General features: G+C 36.3%; 21 protein-coding genes. 1 reads left to right on the plus strand and 20 read right to left on the minus strand.

Annotated elements, in window-relative coordinates; genetic code table 11:
• Window position 1: 1 nt before the first annotated feature.
• From ACFS6I_RS18355 to ACFS6I_RS18435, 17 genes are all read right to left on the minus strand, one after another.
• Window positions 2-1108 carry a glycosyltransferase WbsX family protein gene (locus ACFS6I_RS18355; protein WP_380922818.1) on the minus strand — a complete coding sequence of 369 codons (1107 nt, stop codon included), beginning with the start codon at window positions 1106-1108 and terminating at the stop codon, window positions 2-4.
• A 2-nt stretch (window positions 1109-1110) separates the two neighbouring features.
• Complete coding sequence (locus ACFS6I_RS18360; protein ID WP_380922820.1) at window positions 1111-1722, minus strand: DapH/DapD/GlmU-related protein; 612 nt, start codon at window positions 1720-1722, stop codon at window positions 1111-1113.
• 47 nt (window positions 1723-1769) lie between these two features.
• Entirely contained in the window at window positions 1770-2915 is a 1146-nt protein-coding gene (gene rffA / locus ACFS6I_RS18365; protein WP_380922822.1) for a dTDP-4-amino-4,6-dideoxygalactose transaminase, read from the minus strand.
• Between the two features lie 163 nt (window positions 2916-3078).
• A complete protein-coding gene (locus ACFS6I_RS18370) occupies window positions 3079-3708 on the minus strand; it encodes an acetyltransferase (RefSeq protein ID WP_380922824.1) in 630 nt (209 codons plus the stop codon).
• Window positions 3709-3710: 2 nt separating this feature from the next.
• Complete coding sequence (locus tag ACFS6I_RS18375) at window positions 3711-4838, minus strand: ATP-grasp domain-containing protein (protein ID WP_380922826.1); 1128 nt, start codon at window positions 4836-4838, stop codon at window positions 3711-3713.
• 110 nt (window positions 4839-4948) lie between these two features.
• Window positions 4949-6253 (minus strand): glycosyltransferase, encoded by a 1305-nt coding sequence (locus tag ACFS6I_RS18380; RefSeq protein WP_380922828.1) that lies wholly within the window; start codon window positions 6251-6253, stop codon window positions 4949-4951.
• The gene (locus tag ACFS6I_RS18385) at window positions 6250-7494 is read right to left on the minus strand and encodes an ABC transporter ATP-binding protein (RefSeq protein ID WP_380922830.1); all 1245 of its coding nucleotides are present in this window, start codon (window positions 7492-7494) and stop codon (window positions 6250-6252) included. Before ACFS6I_RS18385 ends, ACFS6I_RS18380 begins: the two co-directional genes overlap by 4 nt.
• 12 nt (window positions 7495-7506) lie before the next feature.
• Window positions 7507-8367, minus strand: coding sequence for an ABC transporter permease (locus ACFS6I_RS18390; RefSeq protein WP_315401874.1), 861 nt, complete (start codon window positions 8365-8367; stop codon window positions 7507-7509).
• A 153-nt stretch (window positions 8368-8520) separates the two neighbouring features.
• Entirely contained in the window at window positions 8521-9597 is a 1077-nt protein-coding gene (locus tag ACFS6I_RS18395) for a lipopolysaccharide biosynthesis protein (protein ID WP_380922832.1), read from the minus strand.
• A 3-nt stretch (window positions 9598-9600) separates the two neighbouring features.
• Window positions 9601-12114 (minus strand): SLBB domain-containing protein, encoded by a 2514-nt coding sequence (locus ACFS6I_RS18400; protein ID WP_380922834.1) that lies wholly within the window; start codon window positions 12112-12114, stop codon window positions 9601-9603.
• Between the two features lie 33 nt (window positions 12115-12147).
• A complete protein-coding gene (gene rfbA / locus ACFS6I_RS18405) occupies window positions 12148-13008 on the minus strand; it encodes a glucose-1-phosphate thymidylyltransferase RfbA (protein WP_380922836.1) in 861 nt (286 codons plus the stop codon).
• Window positions 13009-13191: 183 nt separating this feature from the next.
• Complete coding sequence (locus tag ACFS6I_RS18410; protein ID WP_380922838.1) at window positions 13192-13545, minus strand: four helix bundle protein; 354 nt, start codon at window positions 13543-13545, stop codon at window positions 13192-13194.
• 106 nt (window positions 13546-13651) lie between these two features.
• Window positions 13652-14530, minus strand: coding sequence for a dTDP-4-dehydrorhamnose reductase (gene rfbD / locus ACFS6I_RS18415; protein WP_380922840.1), 879 nt, complete (start codon window positions 14528-14530; stop codon window positions 13652-13654).
• Window positions 14517-15077: a dTDP-4-dehydrorhamnose 3,5-epimerase gene (gene rfbC / locus ACFS6I_RS18420; RefSeq protein WP_380922842.1), complete on the minus strand. Its 561-nt coding sequence runs from the start codon at window positions 15075-15077 to the stop codon at window positions 14517-14519. Before rfbC ends, rfbD begins: the two co-directional genes overlap by 14 nt.
• 117 nt (window positions 15078-15194) lie before the next feature.
• A complete protein-coding gene (gene rfbB / locus ACFS6I_RS18425; RefSeq protein ID WP_380922844.1) occupies window positions 15195-16247 on the minus strand; it encodes a dTDP-glucose 4,6-dehydratase in 1053 nt (350 codons plus the stop codon).
• A gap of 152 nt (window positions 16248-16399) precedes the next feature.
• Window positions 16400-16879, minus strand: coding sequence for a hypothetical protein (locus tag ACFS6I_RS18430; protein WP_380922846.1), 480 nt, complete (start codon window positions 16877-16879; stop codon window positions 16400-16402).
• A 322-nt stretch (window positions 16880-17201) separates the two neighbouring features.
• Window positions 17202-18584, minus strand: coding sequence for a nucleotide sugar dehydrogenase (locus ACFS6I_RS18435; protein ID WP_380922848.1), 1383 nt, complete (start codon window positions 18582-18584; stop codon window positions 17202-17204).
• Between the two features lie 192 nt (window positions 18585-18776).
• Here ACFS6I_RS18435 and ACFS6I_RS18440 point away from each other — a divergent pair, with 192 nt between their 5' ends.
• Window positions 18777-19712, plus strand: coding sequence for a UDP-glucuronic acid decarboxylase family protein (locus tag ACFS6I_RS18440; RefSeq protein WP_380922850.1), 936 nt, complete (start codon window positions 18777-18779; stop codon window positions 19710-19712).
• Window positions 19713-19777: 65 nt separating this feature from the next.
• Here the strand turns inward: ACFS6I_RS18440 and ACFS6I_RS18445 are convergent, their stop codons facing one another.
• The 3 genes from ACFS6I_RS18445 to ACFS6I_RS18455 all read right to left on the minus strand — a co-directional run bounded on the left by ACFS6I_RS18445 (window position 19778) and on the right by ACFS6I_RS18455 (window position 23953).
• The gene (locus ACFS6I_RS18445; protein WP_380922852.1) at window positions 19778-20896 is read right to left on the minus strand and encodes a hybrid sensor histidine kinase/response regulator; all 1119 of its coding nucleotides are present in this window, start codon (window positions 20894-20896) and stop codon (window positions 19778-19780) included.
• Window positions 20897-21062: 166 nt separating this feature from the next.
• Window positions 21063-22121 (minus strand): endonuclease/exonuclease/phosphatase family protein, encoded by a 1059-nt coding sequence (locus ACFS6I_RS18450; protein ID WP_380922854.1) that lies wholly within the window; start codon window positions 22119-22121, stop codon window positions 21063-21065.
• An 8-nt stretch (window positions 22122-22129) separates the two neighbouring features.
• Window positions 22130-23953, minus strand: coding sequence for a PAS domain-containing sensor histidine kinase (locus ACFS6I_RS18455; protein WP_380922856.1), 1824 nt, complete (start codon window positions 23951-23953; stop codon window positions 22130-22132).
• Between the last annotated feature and the right edge of the window lie 2 nt (window positions 23954-23955).

Consider the following 23955-nt stretch of genomic DNA (forward strand, 5'->3'; position numbering starts at 1 on the left):
GTTAAGCGTCTTTAATCAATTTCTTGATCACATTCAAAAATGAAAATCCATTTTTATAATCAGGCTCTAAAATATTACCTTCTGCCCACTCATTCCAAGATTTAATAATTAAAAATTGTTCCGTGTTGGATTGTTCTTTAATAAACCGGATCGCTTTACAAACCTCTTTTTCAAACATGACGGCATTGGTATTTTCCAGAACCACACCTCTTTCTCCGGATCGTGGTGTATTGTCCCAGTTGGGCAAAACCATAGGATATGTATCCACATTCAATCTTTCATATATCACTTTATCAAAGACCTGTTGACCATCTATTCTGACAGGCCCCTTAATGGTACATTTCTTTCCCAGATAAGAATATAATTTACGCTTAAGTCTTTGACTAATCTGCGATTTATTCCAAGTTTCCTTAGACTCATCAAAAGATTTGTTATACGAATTAGAAACTTTTGCATCATAGCCTAAAGCACTGTAATCGATATTGTCAGCACCTTTGTTGCTTGCAATTATATATAAGTCATTAAATCCATTTTCTTTAGCCAATCCTCTGTAAATTTCTAAATATTCAGAAGAATTAGGGAATTTCTCAGATTCATATATCATTAAAAGAGGTTTGCCATCCACTTTTATATATCGATCATCCTTAAAGAACGGTAATAAATATGCAAAGTGCTTTTTAATATCTGCTTCTCCTGGATAAGTCTGTTCAGCAAGAATTTTGTTGGTAAGTCCATGCCAGATACCTGACCAAGTTTCATTTGCCCAACAAAAGCAAAACGGAAAATCCGGCTTTTTTGAATGTAGTACCTCTTCCGCAATACGTTCAAGTACCATTTTTCCATCTCCAAACCAATAATGATAATAGATGAATCCATATACTCCATATTCTTTTGCCATTTGCGCCTGTTGCTCCCTAACCTCGGATAATCTCAAATCATAATAACCTAATTCACCAGGACATATGGGTTGTTGATGACCATTAAATAGAGGTTTTGCTTTTCCAACGTTCGTCCACTCTGTAAATCCTTTTCCCCACCAAGAATCATTCTCTGCTGTTGGATGAAATTGAGGTAGATAAAATGCAAGTGGTTTTATATTTTTAGACATAGTTATTTTTTTATATTCTTTGCTGGAATTCCAGCTATAATTGAATTTGGAGCAAAACTTTTATTCACAACTGAATTTGCTCCTATGATACAATTATCTCCAATAGTTACCCCTGGTAATATACAGACACCCTCGCCAATCCAGACATTATCGCCAATTATAACAGGTCCTTTCGAATACAATGGACGACGAGATGGTGCTATTGCTAAATCACATGCTGTTGATTGTCCATGCGAATGGTCTGATATAAATACTCGACTTGCAATCAGGACATCATTGCCAATGGAAATTTTATTTATAGCCCCGATATGTACATCTGTATTCAAAAATACATTGTTTCCAATGGTGATTTCAGGTTTGAACTTTTCCCCATAAAATAAATCCCAGGCTTCGATTCGTAAGTTTGATAACGCACTAAAATTATCTCCTATCTTAATATATTTCGCATTTTTTATAATATGAAGCTTTGGTAAACTTGCCCCTTCACCGAAAGATTTAAAATACTTTTTCCCCCAATCCTTCCAATATTTTTTCTCATACAATGAGTAGCTCTCACTATTTAATACTTTAAATAATATGTGTGCTAAAATATTTACAATATATTTTTTCATCATTTGATAGCTTATTTTTCTAATTTAGTTATCTCACAGAACAAGCTATTTTATTTACTTTCATAAAACTGAAGTATTTCATTAATGATCAAATTTTGATCAGATTCTGAAAGCTCAAAATAAAATGGTAAACGCAAAAGACGATCGGTAAACTTGTCGGAAAAAGGGATATCAATCTCGACGTTATTTTTTAAAAAATATTCACTTTTGTTTAAACTGAGATAATGAAAAACGGAATGTATATCTTTATTTTTCAAATGTGCAATTAATTGGTTTCTCTCTTCTATTGACTGGCAGACTATGTAAAACATATGGGCATTGTTGTCCCCGTAAGTGGGTATTATCGGAGAAGACACTTTCCCTTGTGATACTATTTCTTTCAAACCTTCCAAATAACGATTCCAAATAGATATTCTTTTCCCTTGGATTTCGTCTAAATGCTCCAATTGGCCATAAAGAAAAGCAGATATAATTTCTGATGGAAGAAAAGATGATCCAATATCTACCCAACCATATTTGTTAATTTCACCACGAAAAAACGCACTCCGGTTCGTACCTTTTTCACGTATTATTTCTGCACGCTCATTAAATGAAGAGTCATTTATAACAAGCATACCGCCTTCTCCGGCAATAATATTTTTGGTTTCGTGGAAAGAAAAGGTCGCAAAGTGTCCAATAGAACCTAAAGCTTTTCTTGTTCCATCTGCAAATATATAATATGAATCAATAGCTTGAGCAGCATCTTCTACGACAAAAAGATTATGATCACCAGCTAGTTTCATAATAGCTTCCATATCACAAGCCACTCCTGCATAATGAACAGGAACTATTACTTTTGTTTTTGTAGTAATTAGTGAAGCAATCGATTGAGGATCTACGTTTGGATTATCTTCGTAAGAGTCCGCAAATACAATTTTAGCTCCCCGCAAGGCAAATGCATTAGCTGATGATACGAATGTATAGCTTGGAACAATCACTTCGTCTCCTGGTTTTAAATCACATAATATTGCTGCCATTTCAAGGGCATCTGTACAAGAAGTAGTGAGTAAAACTTTCTGAAAACCATATTTTTTTTCAAAAAAACTATGGCATTTCTTCGTAAATAATCCATCGCCAGATATCTTTCCGCTTAAAACGGCTTGTTCGATATATTTTAGTTCGTTGCCAATTATAAATGGCTTGTTAAAAGGAATCATACTCTAATTTATTAATGCTTGCCTATACCAAAATTAATGAATAGGCTTTCAAAATTAATCTATTTAATTACAAACAGCGAATATTTCATAAATATCCAAAAAATTATCATATGTACTAAATAGCAAAAAATCATTATTATACGGAACAATTAATACAATATTATTATTTTACAAAACGAGCAGGCACACCAACATATAACCCGAACTTTACTATAGGTTTTATGACGACGCTACCAGCACCAATTTGAACATATGAAACTATTTCCAAATTATCTATAATTGTCGCATTAATACCTATAATGCAACATAAACCTACTTTTACTACTCCCGCTATTGCAACTCGAGGTGCAAGAAAACAATGAGATGCGATAATAGTGTCATGCGCTACTGTGCAACCTATATTTAAAATCGAATTGGCATGAATATGTACATTCTGATCGATCAAACAACCTGGAAAAAGTATCGTTCCTTCTTCGATTCGGGCGGTCGGATCAATAATACAGGAAGAGTGTATAAATGTGTAGAACTGGACTTTACCTTCGAGATCATCAAAAACCTCTTTTCGAATATGGAGATGCTTGTAGCCAATGGCAATTACAGTTGCATCAAACACAGCATTGTCAAAAGCTACACATACATCTGTCCTATTTCCTAAAATAGGGATTCCACGGATAATAGTTCCTTTAGTTTCGAAATCATCGAAAAAACCGATCACTTGATCATCTGTATCTTGATGAATGAGGTGGGCTATTTGGCGGCCCAGATCGCCTGATCCAATGATAGCAATCCGCATAATTACTTTTTTAATATAATTTTCTTATCTGCCTGATAAATCATGTATCCAGATCGATCGTTACTTGATTCGACAGCTTTAAGCAAGTGATCAAACCTTTCTTTCTTAACGATAAAAGCTGGTGGACTAGAAGCATTAAAATATGGCAAAAGGTAGCTTGTTTCTTCAGATAAAAAATAAACACCTGAAAAAGACTGTTTGCCCGGTTTGATCGGAAAAGTAAGTTGATCCAAAGAAATATCTAAACATATCTGTAGAAAGTCGATACCTGTCGATAATGAAACAAGATCGGATCCTATAAAGTCTCCACCCATTCGGCTTCCGATCTCTATGACATATATATTATTATTCTGATCTATTAAAAGTTCGACATGCGAAATGCCATTTTCAACTTGTGTCGATTGCAACACATTAATAACGACGTCCTCTATATGACCTTGTAATTTTGGCTGTAAATCAGCAGGTTGATGATGCTCTAACTCTACAAAAAAAGGTGCCTTTGTCACAATCTTATCAGTAAAAGCAATTATCCTGTGCGCACCGTTCCAGCTTACTGTTTCGACACTGATTTCACGTCCAAAAACAAATTCTTCTACGATGCATTGCTTTGAAAAAGAAAATTTTATAGATTTTATTATTGAGCTTGCAAGTTCATCGATATGATTTACTTTAACCACTCCTAAACTTCCCGAACGGTCTATCGGCTTCACGATTACAGGAAACCGGAAATCTTTAAAATCCGATTCGTTAAAACCTGATACCGTAATAAATTTTGGTGAAAGAATGTTATTTTGGTTAAAACTCGCTCTCATTTTTGATTTATTTGTAGTGAGTTCTGCACATTTTAGGGAATTTCCTTTCAAATTTAAATGATTAGCAACAAATGATATGGTGGGGATGCAAATATCAGTAGCAATGGTTGTAATTCCATCAATATTTATTTCACGGCACTTTTCTAATATCATCTCTTTTTCGAGCACTGATATATTATAAAAAAAATCAACTTCTTTTTTACATACTGCTTTATCATCATCCCAGGCAAAGCAATGGACTTCAATACCATTTTCTTTTGCTTTTTTTACAATAGGCAACTGAAGATAGCTTGCGCCTAAAATTGCTATTTTTTTCATATTTATCACTTATCCTGTATATCTGAAACTAAACTTCTTATAGGTAACGTATGTATTATTCAAAACAAAGACTATTATAAACTAATTGACATTTAAAAATTATTAATATCTCAATTTTTTCCTTTTAATATCTTTTCTAAAACAAAAGAAGCATAGTCGAAAGAAGAATAACGCTGAACCTGTAATACGGCATTTTGAGACATGCGCTGATACTCGGCTTCTGATAATGAAACAATTGTTTTAATCGCCTGTGCCAACCCATCTGAATCTTTCACTTCAACTTTATAACCATTATTCCCATTTTCAATCATATTTATCAGTATTCCAGTATCAAATCCTACAACAGGTGTCCCACAGGCTAAGGCTTCGGAAACCATCATAGGTCCTGAGTCTTCAACCGAGGTATTGACAAATAGATCAACGCTTTTATATAATTGAGCCAATAATCTGTAATCTTTAATATAATCCAGATAAACCTTTTCAAAATCTATTTTATCAAAGTCTGAGGTTTTTTTCTTTGCGACAACAACAATTACAATTCTTTCTTTTATTTCAAAAGGTAACGTTTGCGATAAAATCTGCAAAGATTCTAGCAAATAGCAGAAACCCTTACGTGGATCATTCATATTTTGAGCTCCTGTAAGGATGTAAAATTTATCTGGGTCAAAATCAAAAATAAATTTAGAATGTTCCCTATTTTTGGGGTTTAGTAACTCTGTATCTATTAAACTGTTAATATTCTCAATTTCGCTTTGATTTTTATATATTTTTGACAGACGGGCTTGATTTAAAGTATGCCCGGAACCACTGAGGATCTTAAAATTACCCGCTTTTGCATTCTTAAACTTTACTTCAAAATTTTTTTGTGCCTGATCTGCAAACTGCTTGTCAATGATCGCAGGACATTGTGTATCACATCCTGTTATATAACCCATACAATCCCAAGCAAAATGACAGCCTCCGGTGAAATGATTCATATCAACTGTAACATTGTAAAGTTGTGCTCCAGTAGCTCGCACGAGATTATAATAATCTGTGGAATTACAAAAATTATTGGTCATCCCTGTAAAGATAAAATCAGGTTCAAATTCTATTTGCTTCAAAACTTCCACGCAGTCAAGATTTACTTCACTCTCATTCAAGCTAATAAAACTATACTTTGGATCTGTTGCCGCAGTTGAAAATTTATCATGCTTAAAATTTAAATGCTTTCCAATTTTATTGAATACACGATCAAGCGAATGCCAAACATTCTCAGGATAACGATAAGGTACAATAAAAGAATCATCCTTTGTTTTATGCTTGACTAACATTTTAACATATTGGCCAGATGCGATCAATATTTGACTCAATTTATACATAGCTTCATATGCACCACCTGAATCACCTGTTGATATTAGCAAAATATTCTTCATGAATTTTCCCATTTAAATGGAGAAATAAAAATACCATTTTCTTTATCCCCATATAGTAGACTTTCGTTCCCTGTATCTATAATTTTAAAACTAAATCCTTTAGGAATAACATCATACAGTTCAACAGCGGGAGTATCAACTGCAACAGAAATAACGTAGTCATCAGGAATTAACACATCTCCATCTAATTTGACTTTAAAATTATTATCACCTTGATACAATGGTTTTCTCGATACAAATAAAACGTTATCGTATCTGTCGAGTACTGCCAAATTAACTCTCGCGCTCAACGCACCACGAACTACAATATCCATTTCTATATGAAGACAATCAGAGTCTGCAAACTCAAAAGAATCATTACCAGTGCTATTTTTCAAATGAAAGCTCTTAATTTGAGCCTTTTTATTTATATCCTCTATGTATCGAAATTTTTCTTTCTCTTTGCTCTCGGAAGAAATATAAGCTCCTAAAACTTCGTGAATCGGACCTTGCATTTTCATCGTACCATTTCCCATAAGAATACCTGTATTACAAAGTTGCTTTACTGATGCTAAATTATGACTTACGAAAAGGACAGTACGTCCATCCCCTTTAGAAACATCATTCATCTTTCCCAAACATTTCCTCTGAAATTCAGCATCTCCAACAGCTAGCACCTCATCTACAATCAAAATTTCAGATTCCAGATGCGCAGCTACTGCAAACGCCAAGCGTACGTACATTCCTGAAGAGTATCGTTTAACTGGAGTGTCAATGTATCGTTCCACACCAGAAAAATCAACAATCTCATCAAACTTACGGTTGATTTCCTTTTTAGTCATTCCTAAAATAGCACCGTTTAAATAAATATTCTCCCGACCGGTCATCTCAGGATGAAATCCTGTACCTACTTCCAAAAGTGAAGCAATTCGTCCTTTATATTTAATACTACCAGTAGTGGGTTTGGTAACACGGCTTAATAATTTTAATAAAGTTGACTTTCCTGCACCATTTCGACCAATGATACCTACTGCATCTCCTTGTTCAATCTGGAAATTTACATCTTTTAATGCCCATACATAATCAGAAAATCCCTTTTTAGTTCGATCATTGGTTTCTCCTATTTTTAGATATGGATCTTCTTTACCTCGAACAATTGCCCACCAACGATTAAGATCATGCGACAAAGTACCAGTTCCCACCATACCCAAACGATATTGCTTGGAAACGTTTTCTACATCTAAAATTATATTCTTACTCATTATTCTTTACTATTAAACTGTATCCATAAAAGATTTTTCAACCTTATTAAAGATCAATACTCCAAAAACTAAAATAACCAAAGCAAATAAGCTTGGGTATATTAGCATGGAAGCATCAAAATATCCATTATTTAAAAATGCATATTTGAATCCCTCAAAAATCCCTAATAAAGGGTTTAATTCTAAATAAGGTTTAATAGAAGCAGGCATAATGGAGGATGGATAAATAACAGGTGTGGCATACATCCATAATTGGATGCAAAATGTTAAAAGCATTGCAATATCCTTGTACTTTGTTGTTAGACTAGAAAAAATTAAACCTAAACCCATCGCTATTACAGAACATAATAGAATAAAATAAGGTAGCATCAAAAGCCAAAGATTGGGTTCAACAATTCCTTGCATCCAATAATATACCCAAAAGCATAAAAATAAGAGCATTTGAACCCCAAATTGAATTAGCCTCGAAATTAAAATAGACAAAGGCATAACCAACCTAGGAAAATATACTTTTCCAAACACATCGGCATTTGAAGTAAATACATTAGATGTAATTGTTAACGCAGATGAAAAAAAATTCCATAAAGTAATCCCAGATAAATAAAATAATATGGGTGGAATACCATCTGTAGAAATCCGAGCTATAACTGTAAAGATAATCACATAAATGGCTGAGGTTAGGAGTGGGTTAATAAAAAACCAAATTGGCCCTAACACGGTCTGCTTAAATGAAGTCACAAAATCACGCTTAACAAGCAGTCCTATTAAGTCTCTATAATTCCAAACTTCTCGTAACTTTAGATCAAATAATTGAGTATCGGAATTAATAACTTCATCCCACTTCGTTTCCTTTTCAATAGTTCTATTCTCCAATTTTATAATATTTAAAATCCAACTCTTTCATTTTTTTTTCTTGATTAATATCTTTCGACATCAAATATAAATCCTGACCTTTTCATTATTTAATAACTAGTAGGTCACTCATAACTTTTGAATTCAGTCAATTTGTAACTTTAATATATGACTTTAAACTTCCTTCATTAATAATCTATAAATATATAATAGAGACATGAATATTATCGATAAAAAGAACAAACCTAAAGAAAAAATGATTCCCTTTTTATTTTTATCAGGAATGTTCTTCGTTAAAGGATATGTCGCCTCATCAATAACTTTAATTAATGGAGCATCCTTACTCAGTCCTAATTTTGCCATTTCAAGATTCTTGTTAAACTCTGCATATACTCCCTTTGTTGCCTCAATAGTCATCTGGGCACTTTGGGTCGGAATAGCTCTAATAGCTACTTTTGTTGGGTTCAAATTTGGAGTTTGATCTTGTGAAACAGCAACTCTTGAGAGTGAACTTACCATTACATGCCTAACAGAATCAACTTTTTTTTGCAAAACTTTAACATTTTCATATGATTTACCAGCTTTAATTTCCATGTATAAATCATTCACCTTACTAACTAAATAGTGATTGAATGTTTTCGCAAAAATTTCATCCTCAGCATGAACATCTACCTGAATAATACTTGCTCGGGAATTAGGATAATCTACGGAAAAGTAACCACCATTAATGGTTTTAATTGCTCCTTGAATTATACTATCCCTAGTTCTTAAATTTTCAATTTGGGGGTTTAATAGAAAATCTTTTTTAGATAATAAGATTTTATTCGGCTCTGAAACTTTTTCTTTTAACTTTTCATTTATTAAAAAAAGTTTCTGAATTATCAATGTTGAGCTATCGTCATCCATTGGAGATAATAATACTTCTTTTAAAATAGCTCTTGATTTATATAATTCAATAAGACTTTGACCTTGAAATAAACTATTAGATCCACGATCTAAGAAATCACTTCCTAAAAGTGCTCCTAATGCGGGCAAGCTCGATTGCCCGGAACCTTCACCCTCCAAAATAAATGATGTAGAAGCGGTGTATTTTATTGGTTTCCTACTTTCATAATAATAACCTATACCGTAGCCAAAAATAATGGCTATTAGGAAAATATACCATTTAGAAAATAAAAACTTAAACCAATCTTGTATTTTTAGAATAAGCTCTTTTAAACTAATTTCATGCGAAGTATTTGTCTCAATCATAATTTATCTTAAAAGACTGACAATAATGGCTGCTAAAGAAGCAATACCTGTACCTAACCCCACCCACGCTTGTACATTCATTTTCTCACGTGGTGCGCGTTTAGGCACCACAATCTCTGCTCCTGGTTTTACTTCGGGATAACCGCCATCTTTTCCTTTAACTGCTCCATTGGCATACTGCACAAAAACACGTTTCTTTAAGGCATTGTCGGTAAATCCTCCAGCTTGATTAACATAGTATTTTAAGCTTTTACCTTTCACATATACGACATTATTGGGATTTAACACTTCACCCATTACTTTAACCGTTTCCAATTCTTTAGGCACAGTGATAATATCTCCATCTAATACTAATAAATCTCCTCGTTGGTAAGGATTTGCCAGAATTTTATTTAACTCAATTCCGACTAAATCACTTGGTTCAATATCTGGGGCTGAAACACCTTGTTGTGAAACTTTCGCTAATGCTTTATTTTTTGTTTTAACATCAACATTTGCTTGTTTAATATCGCTGCTAAAACTATCTAAAGTATCGCCATCTTGCAAACTCGCCTTATACAATTCTTTTTCTAAGCGTTCTTTCTCTTTCTTTTCTTCGGCTTTTAATTTTGATTCACCGGTACGCTTCAGTGAAGCGCCTTCGGTATACGCATAAGAAGTCAATCCACCAGCGCGTTTAATGATATCTGAAATACGCTCATCTTCTCTCGAAATGGTATAAATTCCTGGGAATAAAACCTCACCTTCAATCTTCACCTGTCTTTGTGTTCGGAAACCGGCATCGCCTAAAACGGTAATCACATCATAGGGTTGCAATGCTATACTTAAATCCGATACAATACCATCATTAATATCAACCACAATCGTTTGTGACGAAGTGGGATCTGCTACTTCACGACTATTTAACCGTCGTGCAATTTCAATTCGTGCATTTTTAGCGGATTCATTCAGACCGCCAGCCTTTTGGATCAGATCTCCTAATGTCGCATTGCTTGCAAAAGGAAAATCTCCAGGTAAACGAACTTCTCCCTGTAGAGTGAATTTATATTCGTCCCGTAGGTCAAAAATTGAGGCAATCTCAATCTTGTCTTCTCTTTTTAATGGAATATCACCTACTGTTCCTGCCAACACTTCCCGAACATTGAAATTAATCAATTCTGCCGTATTGTCTGCTCTCAATCTATTGATAATTCCTCTTTCCAAAAAGGCATCTTCACGTACGCCATCTGCTTGTTCTAATAATTGCTTCAGAGTCATTCCTGGTTCCATTCCATATAAGCCTGGACGAAAGACTGCTCCTAAAACACTAACACGGTTAGCAAAGCGCTCCAAGATTGGCTCTACGATAAATTGATCACCTGCTTTGGGACTATAATCAGCAAATTGATCGGCATAAATATCTTTGACACTACGTTCTCTATTTGTCTTTTGCAATACTTTGACCTTTGCAGTGTATGCATTTTCACTAAATCCACCAGCATATTTAACTAAATCCAATAATGATTCACCAGATACGGTTTCAAAAATAGCTGGACGTTTGACTTCGCCTTCAAATTGTACCCGGCTACCATAAACCGGAATATGGATAATATCCTGATCTTGTAAACGGATATTTCCGCGTTGGATGCCATTCGCTAAAAAGTCATATAAGTCAATAGTCGTAACAACCTGATTGTTGCGAACGACCTGTATCTGACGGAAAGTTCCCTTTTCACTAGGACCGCCTGAGGCATATAGCGCATTGAATACGGTTGCTAATGACGGTAAAGTATAAGTACCCGGTTTTGTAACAGCACCTGTTAGTGTAATCCGGATGCTACGGATATTACCAATGTTGACATCGACATGTGTCTGACCTGAACGAATGGCCGGATAGGTTCCACTCAAACGCTGCTGAATTTTACTTTTTGCTGCCGCAATCGATAATCCCGATACAGCTACTTTACCAACATATTCAACTGTAATGGTTCCGTCTGGATTAACTGGCAATTTATATGATGCCTCATTATCTCCTGTAATATCCAATAAAATTTCATCGTCAGGTCCAATAATATAGGAACTTGGAGTTGCCATTCTTAAATTTGGCTCGAAAGTTATTTCACTGTTCCTAAATAAATCGGAGCCAAAAATTTTAAGCTTACCGTCATCAATTTTTAAAGAATCCTGACTATTTTTATTACTTTTTAAAGAATCTGTTTGGGATACACCATTTACCTGACGACTCGTAGTGAAGCGTGTGTTATTTTGGTAATTCTGTACTCCTTTTGGTTGTTGTTTATTTCTTTTAATCTTTTGCAAGCGGTCTTTCAGCTTTTGAGTTTCAACCGCAGAAACACCTTGTGCGCGCGCAAATCCATCCAACTGACCTTCACCATAGCCCATCAGTTCAGCTCGTTTTAAGTACTGCTCAATTTGCGCATCTGTTAAATCGTCAACTTTTATATTTGCTGGATTAGTTTGTGCATGAATCGATCCCAAAAGACTCATCACACACAACAACAATATCACTCTTTTCATTCTAATTTGAAATTTTCACAAAAATAGGTAAATTTATTTAATTGAGAGGCACAGGTATTCACCATAACCTGATTTACGCAGCGGTTCAGCAATTTTTAATAATTGCTCTTTATCAATATAGCCCATACGATAAGCTACTTCTTCAATCGCTCCGATCTTCATCCCCTGTCGCTCCTCGATGACCTGAACAAACTGGGCGGCCTGCATAAGGGATTGAATTGTTCCCGTATCTAACCAAGCGGTACCCCGATCAAAAACAGCCACATTAAGTTTCTCACGCTCCAAATAGACTTTATTGATATCGGTAATTTCTAATTCTCCCCTAGGAGATGGTTTAATTTGTTTTGCAATTGCTACCACCTCATTATCGTAGAAATATAAACCTGGGATAGCAAAATTTGATTTTGGCACTACAGGTTTCTCCTCTATCGAAATTGCTTTTTTATTCTCATCAAATTCAACAACCCCATAACGCTCGGGATCGTTCACTTGATAGGCAAAGACCATCCCACCTTCAATATCAACACATGACTGCAATAATTTAGACATTCCTGAACCATAGAAAATATTATCGCCCAAGATTAACGCCACTTTATCGTTGCCTATAAATCCTTCTCCCAAAATGAACGCTTGCGCCAAACCATCTGGGCTAGGTTGTTCGATATACTCAAATCTACATCCAAGTTGCGAACCATCACCCAAAAGTCTTTGGAATTGTGGTAAATCTTGCGGTGTCGAAATAATTAAGATCTCATTGATTCCCGCCAACATTAAAGTGGATAAGGGATAATAAATCATCGGTTTATCATATACCGGCATCAACTGCTTGCTTACAGCCAATGTCATTGGGTGTAAACGTGTTCCTGATCCTCCTGCTAGTATAATTCCTTTCATTTTTTTAATTTTAGTGACGTAGTAATTAGTGACGTAGTGACTAGTAAAGTAGTAACGCAGTCTTTTTTAGTGACGTAGTTTTTCTTAGTAACATAGCGACTAGTAAAGTAGTGACGCAGTCTTTTTTAGTGACGTAGTTTTTCTTAGTAACATAGTGACTAGTAAAGTAGTGACGCAATACTTTTATATTTTATTTTTAATATTTTCTATTAATTTCAACAGCATTCTTCTTATCTGAACATTTTCTTCTAAAGCTGAATCAATGACAATTGTATACCCTAATAATTTAGCTATTTCAATTTGGGTTTCAATTTCACTCAATGAACCCAAAGCAATATATAAAAATTGGAGAAATTCTTTAGCAGATCTTCTCGCAGCTCCTTCTGCAATATTACTTGGAACTGAAACGGCAGCTCTTCGAATTTGACTGGTTAAACCAAATTTTTCCACCTCAGGAAAATCATGAGATAAATCATATATACTTTTAACATATAAAAGTGAACGTTGATACACAATTAAATCTTTATGACTTCTCATCTCTTATATTTTAGTGATTATATCTTTCGATTACTTCTTCACCTCCTCTTCACATTGTTACTTTCGTGACTTGATAATTCTGTTACTCCGTCACTAGTTTACTTTGTTACTTTAACTCTTCGTTATCCAAACATCTCACTAGGCTATCTTTCCAAAATGGCACTTCGACTCCGAATGTTGCTTTGATTTTCGTTTTATCTAATAGCGAATACCTTGGTCTTTTTGCAGGTGTAGGGTATGCTGTTGTCGGTATCGCCTGTATCTCACAGTTCAAACCTTTAATATCCCTGATCGCTACAGCAAAATCATACCAGCTGATTTCGCCTTCGTTGCTATAGTGATAAACACCGCCACTCCATTTATCTGAATTCACAATATCCACAATTGCCTGTGCTAAATCTTGTGCTGAGGTCGGAGAACCGATCTGATCGTTAATAACAGAAATCGACTCACGCTCGGACAGCAGACGCAGCATGGTTTTTACAAAGTTTTTTCCAAAAGAGGAATATACCCATGAAGTTCGAATGATAATCGCCTCGGGACACCATTTCTGTATGGCCTGCTCTCCTTTTAACTTTGTTGCACCATAGACATTAATTGGATTCACTGCAGCATCCTCTGTTAATGCTACACTTGAGCTACCATCAAAGACATAATCGGTTGAAATCGCGATCAATTTTGTACTATGCAAACGACAATACAACGCAATCTCCTCACTAGCCAAATGATTAACCTGATTGGCAAGATCTATATCTGATTCTGCCTGATCGACGGCAGTATATGCTCCCGCATGAATAATCAAATCGGGCTGATACATACTTAGTATATCCTGAATAATCGAAATCTGATCCAATGGAAGCTGTTTTCGATCCAAGAAAAAACATTCTTTCGATACATCCTGATCCAACAGCACTTTCAATTCTTGACCTAGCTGTCCGGATGCCCCCGTAATAACAATACGCTTTTTTTGACTAACCGATTCCATTTTTTTCTTTAAATACCATAAAAGACTGCGCCTCTTCATCTTTCACAGAAAGAATCATCTCTTCCCGAGGTATCTGCCAATCAATACCTAGCTCTCTATCTAACGGATGAACGCCGTCTTCTGCTACTTTATGATAATGATTATCGCACTTGTAGAAAAACACAGCATTTTCTGACAATACCGAAAATCCATGTAAAAATCCACGTGGAACATACAGTTGTCTTTTATTTATAGCAGATAGTTCGACTTCTACATACTGACCATAAGTAGCAGAACCTGGACGAACGTCGACTGCAACATCCAAAACTCGACCCTCCAAAACACGCACTAATTTAGCTTGCCCATGTTCTCCTGTTTGCATATGTAGTCCACGTACTACGCCATACTGGGATTGGGATTGGTTATCTTGAACAAAAATTGATTTTGATCCTATAATCTGTTCGAACTTTTGATCATTAAAGGCTTCAAAAAAGTATCCTCTTTCGTCTTCAAAGACTGTCGGTTCTAAAATAAAACAGCCTTTTAATTTAGTTTCGGTAAATTTCATGGTTTATTTTTTTAGTGACATAGTAACGATAGTGAACTAGTAACGTCGTTATTTTTAGTGACCTAGTACTCGTCACTTCTTTACTTGTTACTTCGTTACTTGTTACTCGGTCACTTCTTAATCCTTATACTGTTTATCGTAATATTTTTGGTAATCTCCGGAAGTAACACTTTCTAACCATTCCTTGTTGTTCAAGAACCAATCGATTGTTTTGGAAAGACCTTCTTCAAAGGTTACAGAAGGGTACCAGCCTAACTCTTTATTAATCTTAGTCGCATCAATAGCATAACGTAGGTCATGCCCAGGGCGGTCTTTAACGAAAGTAATCAGTTGCTCTGCTGTACCTGCTGGACGGCCTAATTTCTCATCGACCTGTTTACATAACTCTTTTACCAAATCAATATTCTGCCACTCATTAAACCCACCGATATTATATGAACCACCATTCTTACCTTCGTGAAAAACAAGATCAATGGCCGTTGCATGATCGATAACAAATAACCAGTCACGTGTATATTTACCATCACCATAGATCGGTAATGGTTGATTGTTTAATATATTATGAATACATAAGGGAATCAATTTCTCAGGAAAATGATTGGGACCATAGTTATTGGAACAATTGGTCAAAACGATAGGTAAACCATAGGTATCATGATAAGCCCGAACAAAATGATCGGAACTTGCTTTCGACGCTGAATAAGGTGAATGCGGATCGTAAGCCGTTTCTTCTGTAAACAGACCCTCTGCCCCTAATGCACCAAATACCTCATCGGTAGAAACATGATGAAAACGTTTACCCGTAAAATCGTCTTTCCAGATCTTGCGCGCAGCGTTCAATAAATTAACTGTACCGATCACATTAGTCATCACAAATGCAGTAGGATCTGCAATGGAACGGTCAACATGGGATTCTGCTGCTAAATGGATGACACCATCGGGTTTATATTGTTCAAAAACACGAAACATATCCAAAGCATCGGTAATATCGGCCTTAACAAAGGTATAATTCGATTTTTCTTCGATATCCCGTAAGTTTTCGAGATTCCCGGCATAGGTCAAAGCATCTAAGTTGACAATATGGTAATCCGAATATTTCGTAACAAAATTTCGTACTACATGGGAACCTATAAAACCCGCTCCACCTGTAATTAGGATCGTTTTATTCATAATATGAGCAAAATATTTCTTAACAGCTTAAAGCCCCTTAACGATAATTAAGGGATTAGCATCAAAAGTAATAAGATTTTATGAACAATCAACCACAGTATCCAAGCAAAACAAGCTAAAATGAGGTTTTCAGCTTATTTTATTATTAAAAATCAATTTTCCACTTGTTCTTGGTATAAACCTGATATAGGCACCACCACTCGAAAAGTTTTCGTCTTGCCCCCTTCAAAATGTAATTTCCCGGAAATAGTCGTGAGTACCCCGGTCAGGTCTAAGGCGCTAATATCCTTATCCAATACTTTATAACGGATGGATACCTCAGGTTGCGTTAAACTATTATACTGAAAAGGAAGTGATAAAGACTGATCAAGCTGTATATTGATATCAGCGTGTTTTAAATTGACACTTTTTAGTGTAGCATGCTTTAATTTTTGATCATTGCTGCTGGTATGGATCACAATAACACCGCTTTTTACACTACGATCGCCACTGTACTGTCCCGGCCGCTCTTGAAAAAGATAACTGACCGATAAAGCTCCGTGCTGTGCTAGTCGTTGTTTTGCCTGCTTTGCTATCCAAAAGTAATAACTGCCAAATAAAAATAATACAATTAAAATAATTACAATAATCATTGTGGGTAAAGGTTAAGGGTTGTAAACAGTAACACCATAATGCTCAAAATGGTTTTGCATATAGTAAACATGATTTGCATATAATAACGTAATCAAAAGCCACATCGTATGAATTTTAACAGATTAATTAGATCAATTTTGGATACCCTTTTAAAATCACGTAAGCGACATTTCGAATAGCACAAATGTAGGCCTCAAAAGTGAACTGTACTTTCCTTTAAAATTAAGTTTCGATGAAACTAGCAAGACGAAAATGCTTATAAACAAAAAAAGACGCGATAAACGCGTCTTTAATACTATGATATACTTGATACTGCAACGATTACTCGCCAATAGCATAATATTGAAAACCTAGATCCTGCAAATCTTTACTATTCAAAATCTTACGTCCATCAAATACAAAGGATGGTTTTTTCATTTTATCTTTTACTTTACTCCAATCATAATGCTTAAATTCATCCCACTCGGTCAATATCGCGACAGCATGTGCCTCCGCCAATGCTTCATAAGGATCGCTGACAACAGTCAATAACCGACGGTTTTCCGATGGAGAACGCGTGCCCAAGTAATCCAAATCACGGTAGATCTGCTCAGCAGACACCTTAGGATCGTAAACAACAATCTCCGCTTCTTCTTCTAATAAATGATCGGCCACATAAATGGCTGCTGACTCGCGGGTATCATTGGTATCTTTTTTAAAGGCCCAGCCTAAAAACACGATTTTCTTACCATTGACCGTATTGTACATGGTCTTAATGATATGCTGTGCAAACCGTTCTTTCTGATGATCATTTAATAAAATGACCTGTTCCCAATAATCGGCCACAGCAGTTAAGTTGTAAGAACGGGCGATATAAACGAGATTTAAAATATCCTTCTGAAAACAGGAACCACCAAACCCGACAGATGCCTTCAAGAACTTAGATCCAATCCGGGAGTCATAACCAATGGCACGCGACACTTCATCGACATTGGCCCCTGTCACTTCACATAATTCGGAAATGGCATTAATGGAAGAGACGCGCTGTGCTAAAAAGGCATTTGCCACTAATTTGGATAATTCGGATGACCACAGGTTAGTGGTCAATATACGTTCCCGGGGTACCCAAGCTTCATAGATCTGTACCAAAGCTTCAATAGCCCTAATATCTTCACCGCCGATCAGTACACGGTCCGGATGATGCAGATCGGGTATTGCGGTACCTTCTGCCAAAAATTCAGGATTGGATAGAATATGAAAATTGACGCCGTTTCCGGTATTATCCAATATACTCTTCAATGTTGCTGCCGTGCGGACAGGTAAAGTAGATTTTTCAACAACAATTTTATCGTCTTTTGCAACTCGTGCAATCTGACGGGCACACAATTCAATGTATTTTAAATCGGCAGCCTGTCCTTTTCCTTTACCATATGTTTTGGTGGGCGTATTGACCGAAATAAAGATCATATCTGCCTCTGCAATCGCTTTATCCACATCTGTAGAGAAAAAAAGATTGCGCCCTCTGGCTTCACCAACAACCGCATCTAAACCGGGTTCATATATCGGTAAATTATTTAAATCTGGATCATTCCACGCATCGATACGAGCTTGATTTAAATCCACAACTGTAATCGTGATATGTGGATTTTTCTGCGCAATAACCGACATCGTCGGCCCACCGACATAACCTGCCCCGACACAGGCTATTCTCTTAATTTCTCTCATTTATATATATGTAAAACAGCAACAATGACATAATAGTCCTAACCAACAAAATATAAGGATATTAAAGCAGCTATATGGATGTCGAAATTACTCATTTATTTACTAAATTTCAATAAGAGGAGGAATAAATTTGTCAGACAACGGTGAGATCTATATCTTCGTAATGTTCAACTTTTTATAAAAAAGAGATCCATGAAAAAGAGAATATTGATAACTGGTGGGGCGGGTTTTATCGGCTCGCACTTATGCAGAAGACTGCTGGATGAAGGCAACGAGGTGATTTCTTTGGATAATTATTTTACGGGATCTAAAGAAAATATAGCGCCACTATTATCAAACCCATACTTTGAAGCGATCAGGCACGATGTGACTATGCCTTACTTTATCGAAGTGGACGAAATTTATAATCTAGCTTGTCCAGCGTCGCCCATACATTATCAGTTTAATGCGATCAAAACGGTCAAGACTTCAGTGATGGGCGCCATCAATATGCTGGGACTGGCAAAAAGGTTAAACATTAAAATCTTGCAGGCTTCTACAAGCGAAGTCTACGGTGACCCGATCATCCATCCGCAAACGGAATCATACTGGGGTAATGTCAACCCCATCGGCATCCGATCCTGTTATGATGAAGGCAAAAGATGTGCAGAAACATTGTTTATGGACTATCACCGCATGAACGATGTTAAAATAAAGATCATTAGAATATTTAATACCTATGGCCCGAACATGCATCCGAATGATGGAAGGGTGGTATCGAACTTTATCATTCAGGCGCTAAACAATCAAGATATTACGTTCTATGGAGATGGTTCGCAGACCAGAAGCTTTCAGTATGTAGATGATCTTATCGATGGTATGATCAAAATGATGGAAAGCCCTGTTGAAACGATAGGTCCCATTAACATGGGAAATCCCAATGAATTCAGCATACGTGAACTGGCGGAAAGGGTAATCGCGCTGACAGGCTCCAAATCTAAAATTATCTTTCAGCCTCTACCTTCTGATGATCCTAAACAAAGGAAACCAGATATTGATCTGGCAAAAGCAAAATTAAACTGGGAGCCTAAAATCCAATTGGAAGAAGGATTGATAAAGACCATTGCTTATTTTAAAAGCATTATGTAACTTTTGCATGCACGGTTTATTCTTTGATATACCGTGCATGTGCAGGAAAACAACCTTGTGCTTCTTTAGTTGTTGACCAACTTAACTTTAAAGCCAAAACGTGATCCCTTGTGCTCCTCAGATTCAAAAAAGAATGCACCACCGTGACTGTGAATAAAATGGTAAACAACCCATAAACCAAGTCCTTTACCTTGATCGTGCATGGGTGTTACTGATCCCTGCCTAGAAACCTGCCGATGCAAATGTTCCTGAACTTCCGCACTCATACCAACTCCTGTATCGATGACTTCAACGACAGCCCATTCCTGATCTTGAAACAGGCGTAATTTTATCATAGCATCATCATGGCTAAATTTGACAGCATTGATCAATAAATTGCGTAAGATGCTTTTCATGATATCCACATCAAAAAAGATTTCTAACCCTTCCTCTAAATCGAGATCCAAATCAATATTTTTCAATTTAGCAGTTGGCGATAAGGTCTCTACGACTCCCAAGATTAGCTCATTCAAATCAAGTTGCTGGGGAATATAACTGAGCATGCCAAGGCTTGATTTGGTCCATTTCAGCAAATTGTCCAGCACACTAAAAAGTTGTTCAGCGATATCGTTCCCGGTGGTGACCATGGCACTATATCCGTTCGTTTCGGATTCAGTCTGCACCGTCAAAATATTAAAAATCATTTTAAGCGATGAAATAGGGCTGCGCAGATCATGTGCTAAAATTGCATACATACGATCCCGATTTTGTATAGCCTCCTTAAGTTCTTCTGTCTGCCTTTTAATCGTTTCATTGGAAGCGAGAATCCGGATCTGATGTTTAATCCGTTGCAAAAGCTCCATTTTATTGAACGGTTTAGTAACATAATCTACTCCTCCGCTGTCAAATCCACGTACTACATCTTCTGGGGAATTTAAATGCGTAATAAATATCACCGGAATATGACGATAATCATCTACTGATTTTAACTGCAGTGTAAGATCATAGCCATTTGACTCGCCCAACATCACATCCATCAATATCAAATCGATTCTTTCCTGCTGCAGAATTTCAAATGCCTCAAATTCATCCTTAGCGGAAAGCACACGAAAGCCCTCTCTTTCGAGAATACGCTTCAACATCAAAAGGTTGATCTCTGAATCCTCTACAATGAGGATATTATAATGCGAAAAATTAATTTCCATAGGTCAATTTGCAACTAATACAATAGTACGGATCAAGACGTAATTCCATTTGTAAATATAATTTTAGATTCATTAATTCGATACTGTTAAAGTATCATTTTTAAATAATAATTTGCTATGATTTATTATACAAATCTTTATTGTCTCAAATATGTTATAATTGCGATCATTGTATACCCAAATCCACTAGAACAGGTAAATGATCACTAAAGTCAATGCTTCCTGTACGATAGTTTTCAGCATGAATTTTTGTTCCTGAATAAAGTACAAAATCAATTCTAAAAAGCTTCATAAAATAACGGTAAGTATATCCATAGCCATTACCGGCCTCGCGATAAGCATCTTTTAAATCACCTTTGATGGTTTTATAACCATAGGAAACGGGAGTATTGTTAAAATCGCCGCTAATGATCAAAGGATGGGGTGAACGGTCCAATACATGTCTTAAAGAATCGACTTGTCGCCCCCGGAATTTAAAGTTGGAAGAGATGGTACCTAATGCATCGGCCCAACTGCTTGATGTATTTTTCGGATTTATCAGATTACCTTTTACCTGATTCCAATTGGTCGTCTGCAAATGGAAATTTCCAATACGTATTTTCTCATTATTGACTGTCATATCGGCAAATAAAGCACAATTAGGTCGTTCAGGAAAGGATATTGTAGCGATAGAATCTAAAGGATAGCTGCTTAAAATGGCAAGTTGATGCTCTTTGCTCTTCCCTCCGGTTACAACCACATAAGGCAAACTCGGAAATTTGTTCTTAAGTTCTGCAATTGTATAATCTTCAGGCACCTCCTGCAAACATAGGGTATTCACCTTATTGGTGAATAAATATGCCGCTATCTGTTCAATGGAGGATATATTATAGATCATCTTAAATTCGTGAACATTGTAGGTCGCAAACTTAATCTCGGATGCATTTTCTTTTTCCTGATGATGCATCTGAAATTTGTGCGGGTAATAATGAAAGTTTGCCAATAAAGCAATAATCGGACAAATACTATACCAAGTCCTTTTATATAAACAGATTAATAAAAATAATAAATTACAGAGCAACAATAGTGGCAATAAGACTCCTATCCATTGGAAAAGAACAAAAACCTCCGGAGGGACATAAAGTGCCATAAAAGACAATGATGTAACGACCATCAATAAAATACAGGCAACTTTGAAAAATAATGTACCTATAGGTACAGGCTGAGGCTCAGAATAGTTTTTCATTTATTTTTTTACAATGCAGTTGAGGTATTAAAAGGAAGCCTAATAGTAAAGGTGGTTCCTGCCCCTTCTTCAGACTCTACCCAGATCGTACCATTCATCTGCTCGACAATTCCCTTACAGATCGATAAACCTAAGCCACTGCCTTTATCCGATTCATTGACTTTAAAAAAACGATTAAAGATCGATTCCTGTAATTCTTTGGCAATTCCAATTCCATTGTCTCTGACATAAAATTCGACAGTATCCTCCTGCAGGGTATAGCCAACATGAATGGCACCTTTTGCAGGTGTAAACTTCATGCTGTTATTGATCAAATTGACCAAAACCTGCATGACCCGACCACGATCTAAATAGGCAACAACTTCTTTTTGAGGTATATCAAAAAAAAGATCAGGCAGCTCGTCGGAAGGTACAAAACTTAAAGAAAGCTCATTAAAAATTCCTTTAAGCGAGACGGGGGCGGATTCAAAGCGAACTTTACCCGCTTCCATCTGCGACATTTCCAATACATCTGACACGAGCCTCAAAAGCTGACTACTATTGGTGGTCAAAATCTGTCCATACTCTTTCCGCAATTCGGGATCCGGTGTTTCAGCAATGATATTTCCGAAGCCAATAATCGCACTCAATGGCGTGCGGATCTCATGATTCATATTGGAAATAAAAGCCGATTTCAATTTTTCAGACTCTTCTGCTGTCTCCTTGGACCGCAGCAGTTGCTCTTCATACCTGATCTGATCGGAAATATCCCGCTGAATGGTCCAGACAATATTGTCGCCATTACCATTTTTAATAATTAGTGAACTGCATTCTGAACCAATGATATCCATCTCTGGGTAAGGAATATCACATCTGTACTGCAGATAACCGGAAGCATCTTGTACTTTTTGCAGAAATCCCTCCCATTCTACTTTTGAATTAAAGTTTTTTAGATTTTCATAGACCACCATATGCCCGATTTCTTCATCTTCATCCAGACCATTCTGCTGGCGACAGGCCTTATTGGCAAATGCTAATTGGCCATCGATATGGCATGCAAAAATACTATATGGCGCATTATGAACAACAGCCAGCACCATTTCCAATTCATTTCTGTTTTTCATGAAATCACTCACATTCTGCGAAAAGCCATCAATAATCCAATGTTCATTTTCAAGGTAGCGAGCATATTTAGTCGCACGGATATAGGTGATCGGCACATCGGGAAGAACCATACGGTATTCCAATGTACCGAATTCCGTACGCTCCTGGTTCACAAAATCACGCATTTTCTTGCGGTCATCAGGATGAATAGCCTCTAGAAGCTCCGTCATGGAAGTAATTTTGGTATTGAGTAGATTCATCCGTAAAAGATTGGAATATCCTGTGTGTAGAAATTCCTGCTCTTTTGAATTAAAGCGCCAATGTCCGATCTTCGCAACTTTCCCCACTTCAAGCTGTGCTTTTAAAGCGCTTTTGAGCCGATTTTTCATATTGCTGCGTTGTGTGATATCACGGTATTGACACAGCAGATGCATCTCGTCGAATTTATGTATGATAAATTTGAAGTAATATGTCTGATCTTCTGTTGGTAAATCGTAATTCAGGTTAGAAGTATCTCCCGTTTCACGACATTTCGCAAATTCATGTGCTATAAGCTTCGAGGTGTAAGCTGGTAATAGATCAAGAAAATTACTCCCAACCAGCTGGATCCGCGAATTGATGATCGGATTATCAGTTTTAATAATAGCATCGGCACATACATTGTCCTGATCGATCAGGAATAAGGTATCGCTGGTAAGATCTAAGATCTTTTCCAAATATTTTAAGTGATGTAATGCTCTTTGCTCCATGA

The sequence above is a fragment of the Sphingobacterium anhuiense genome (genome assembly GCF_042686355.1).
Lineage (GTDB): Bacteria > Bacteroidota > Bacteroidia > Sphingobacteriales > Sphingobacteriaceae > Sphingobacterium > Sphingobacterium anhuiense.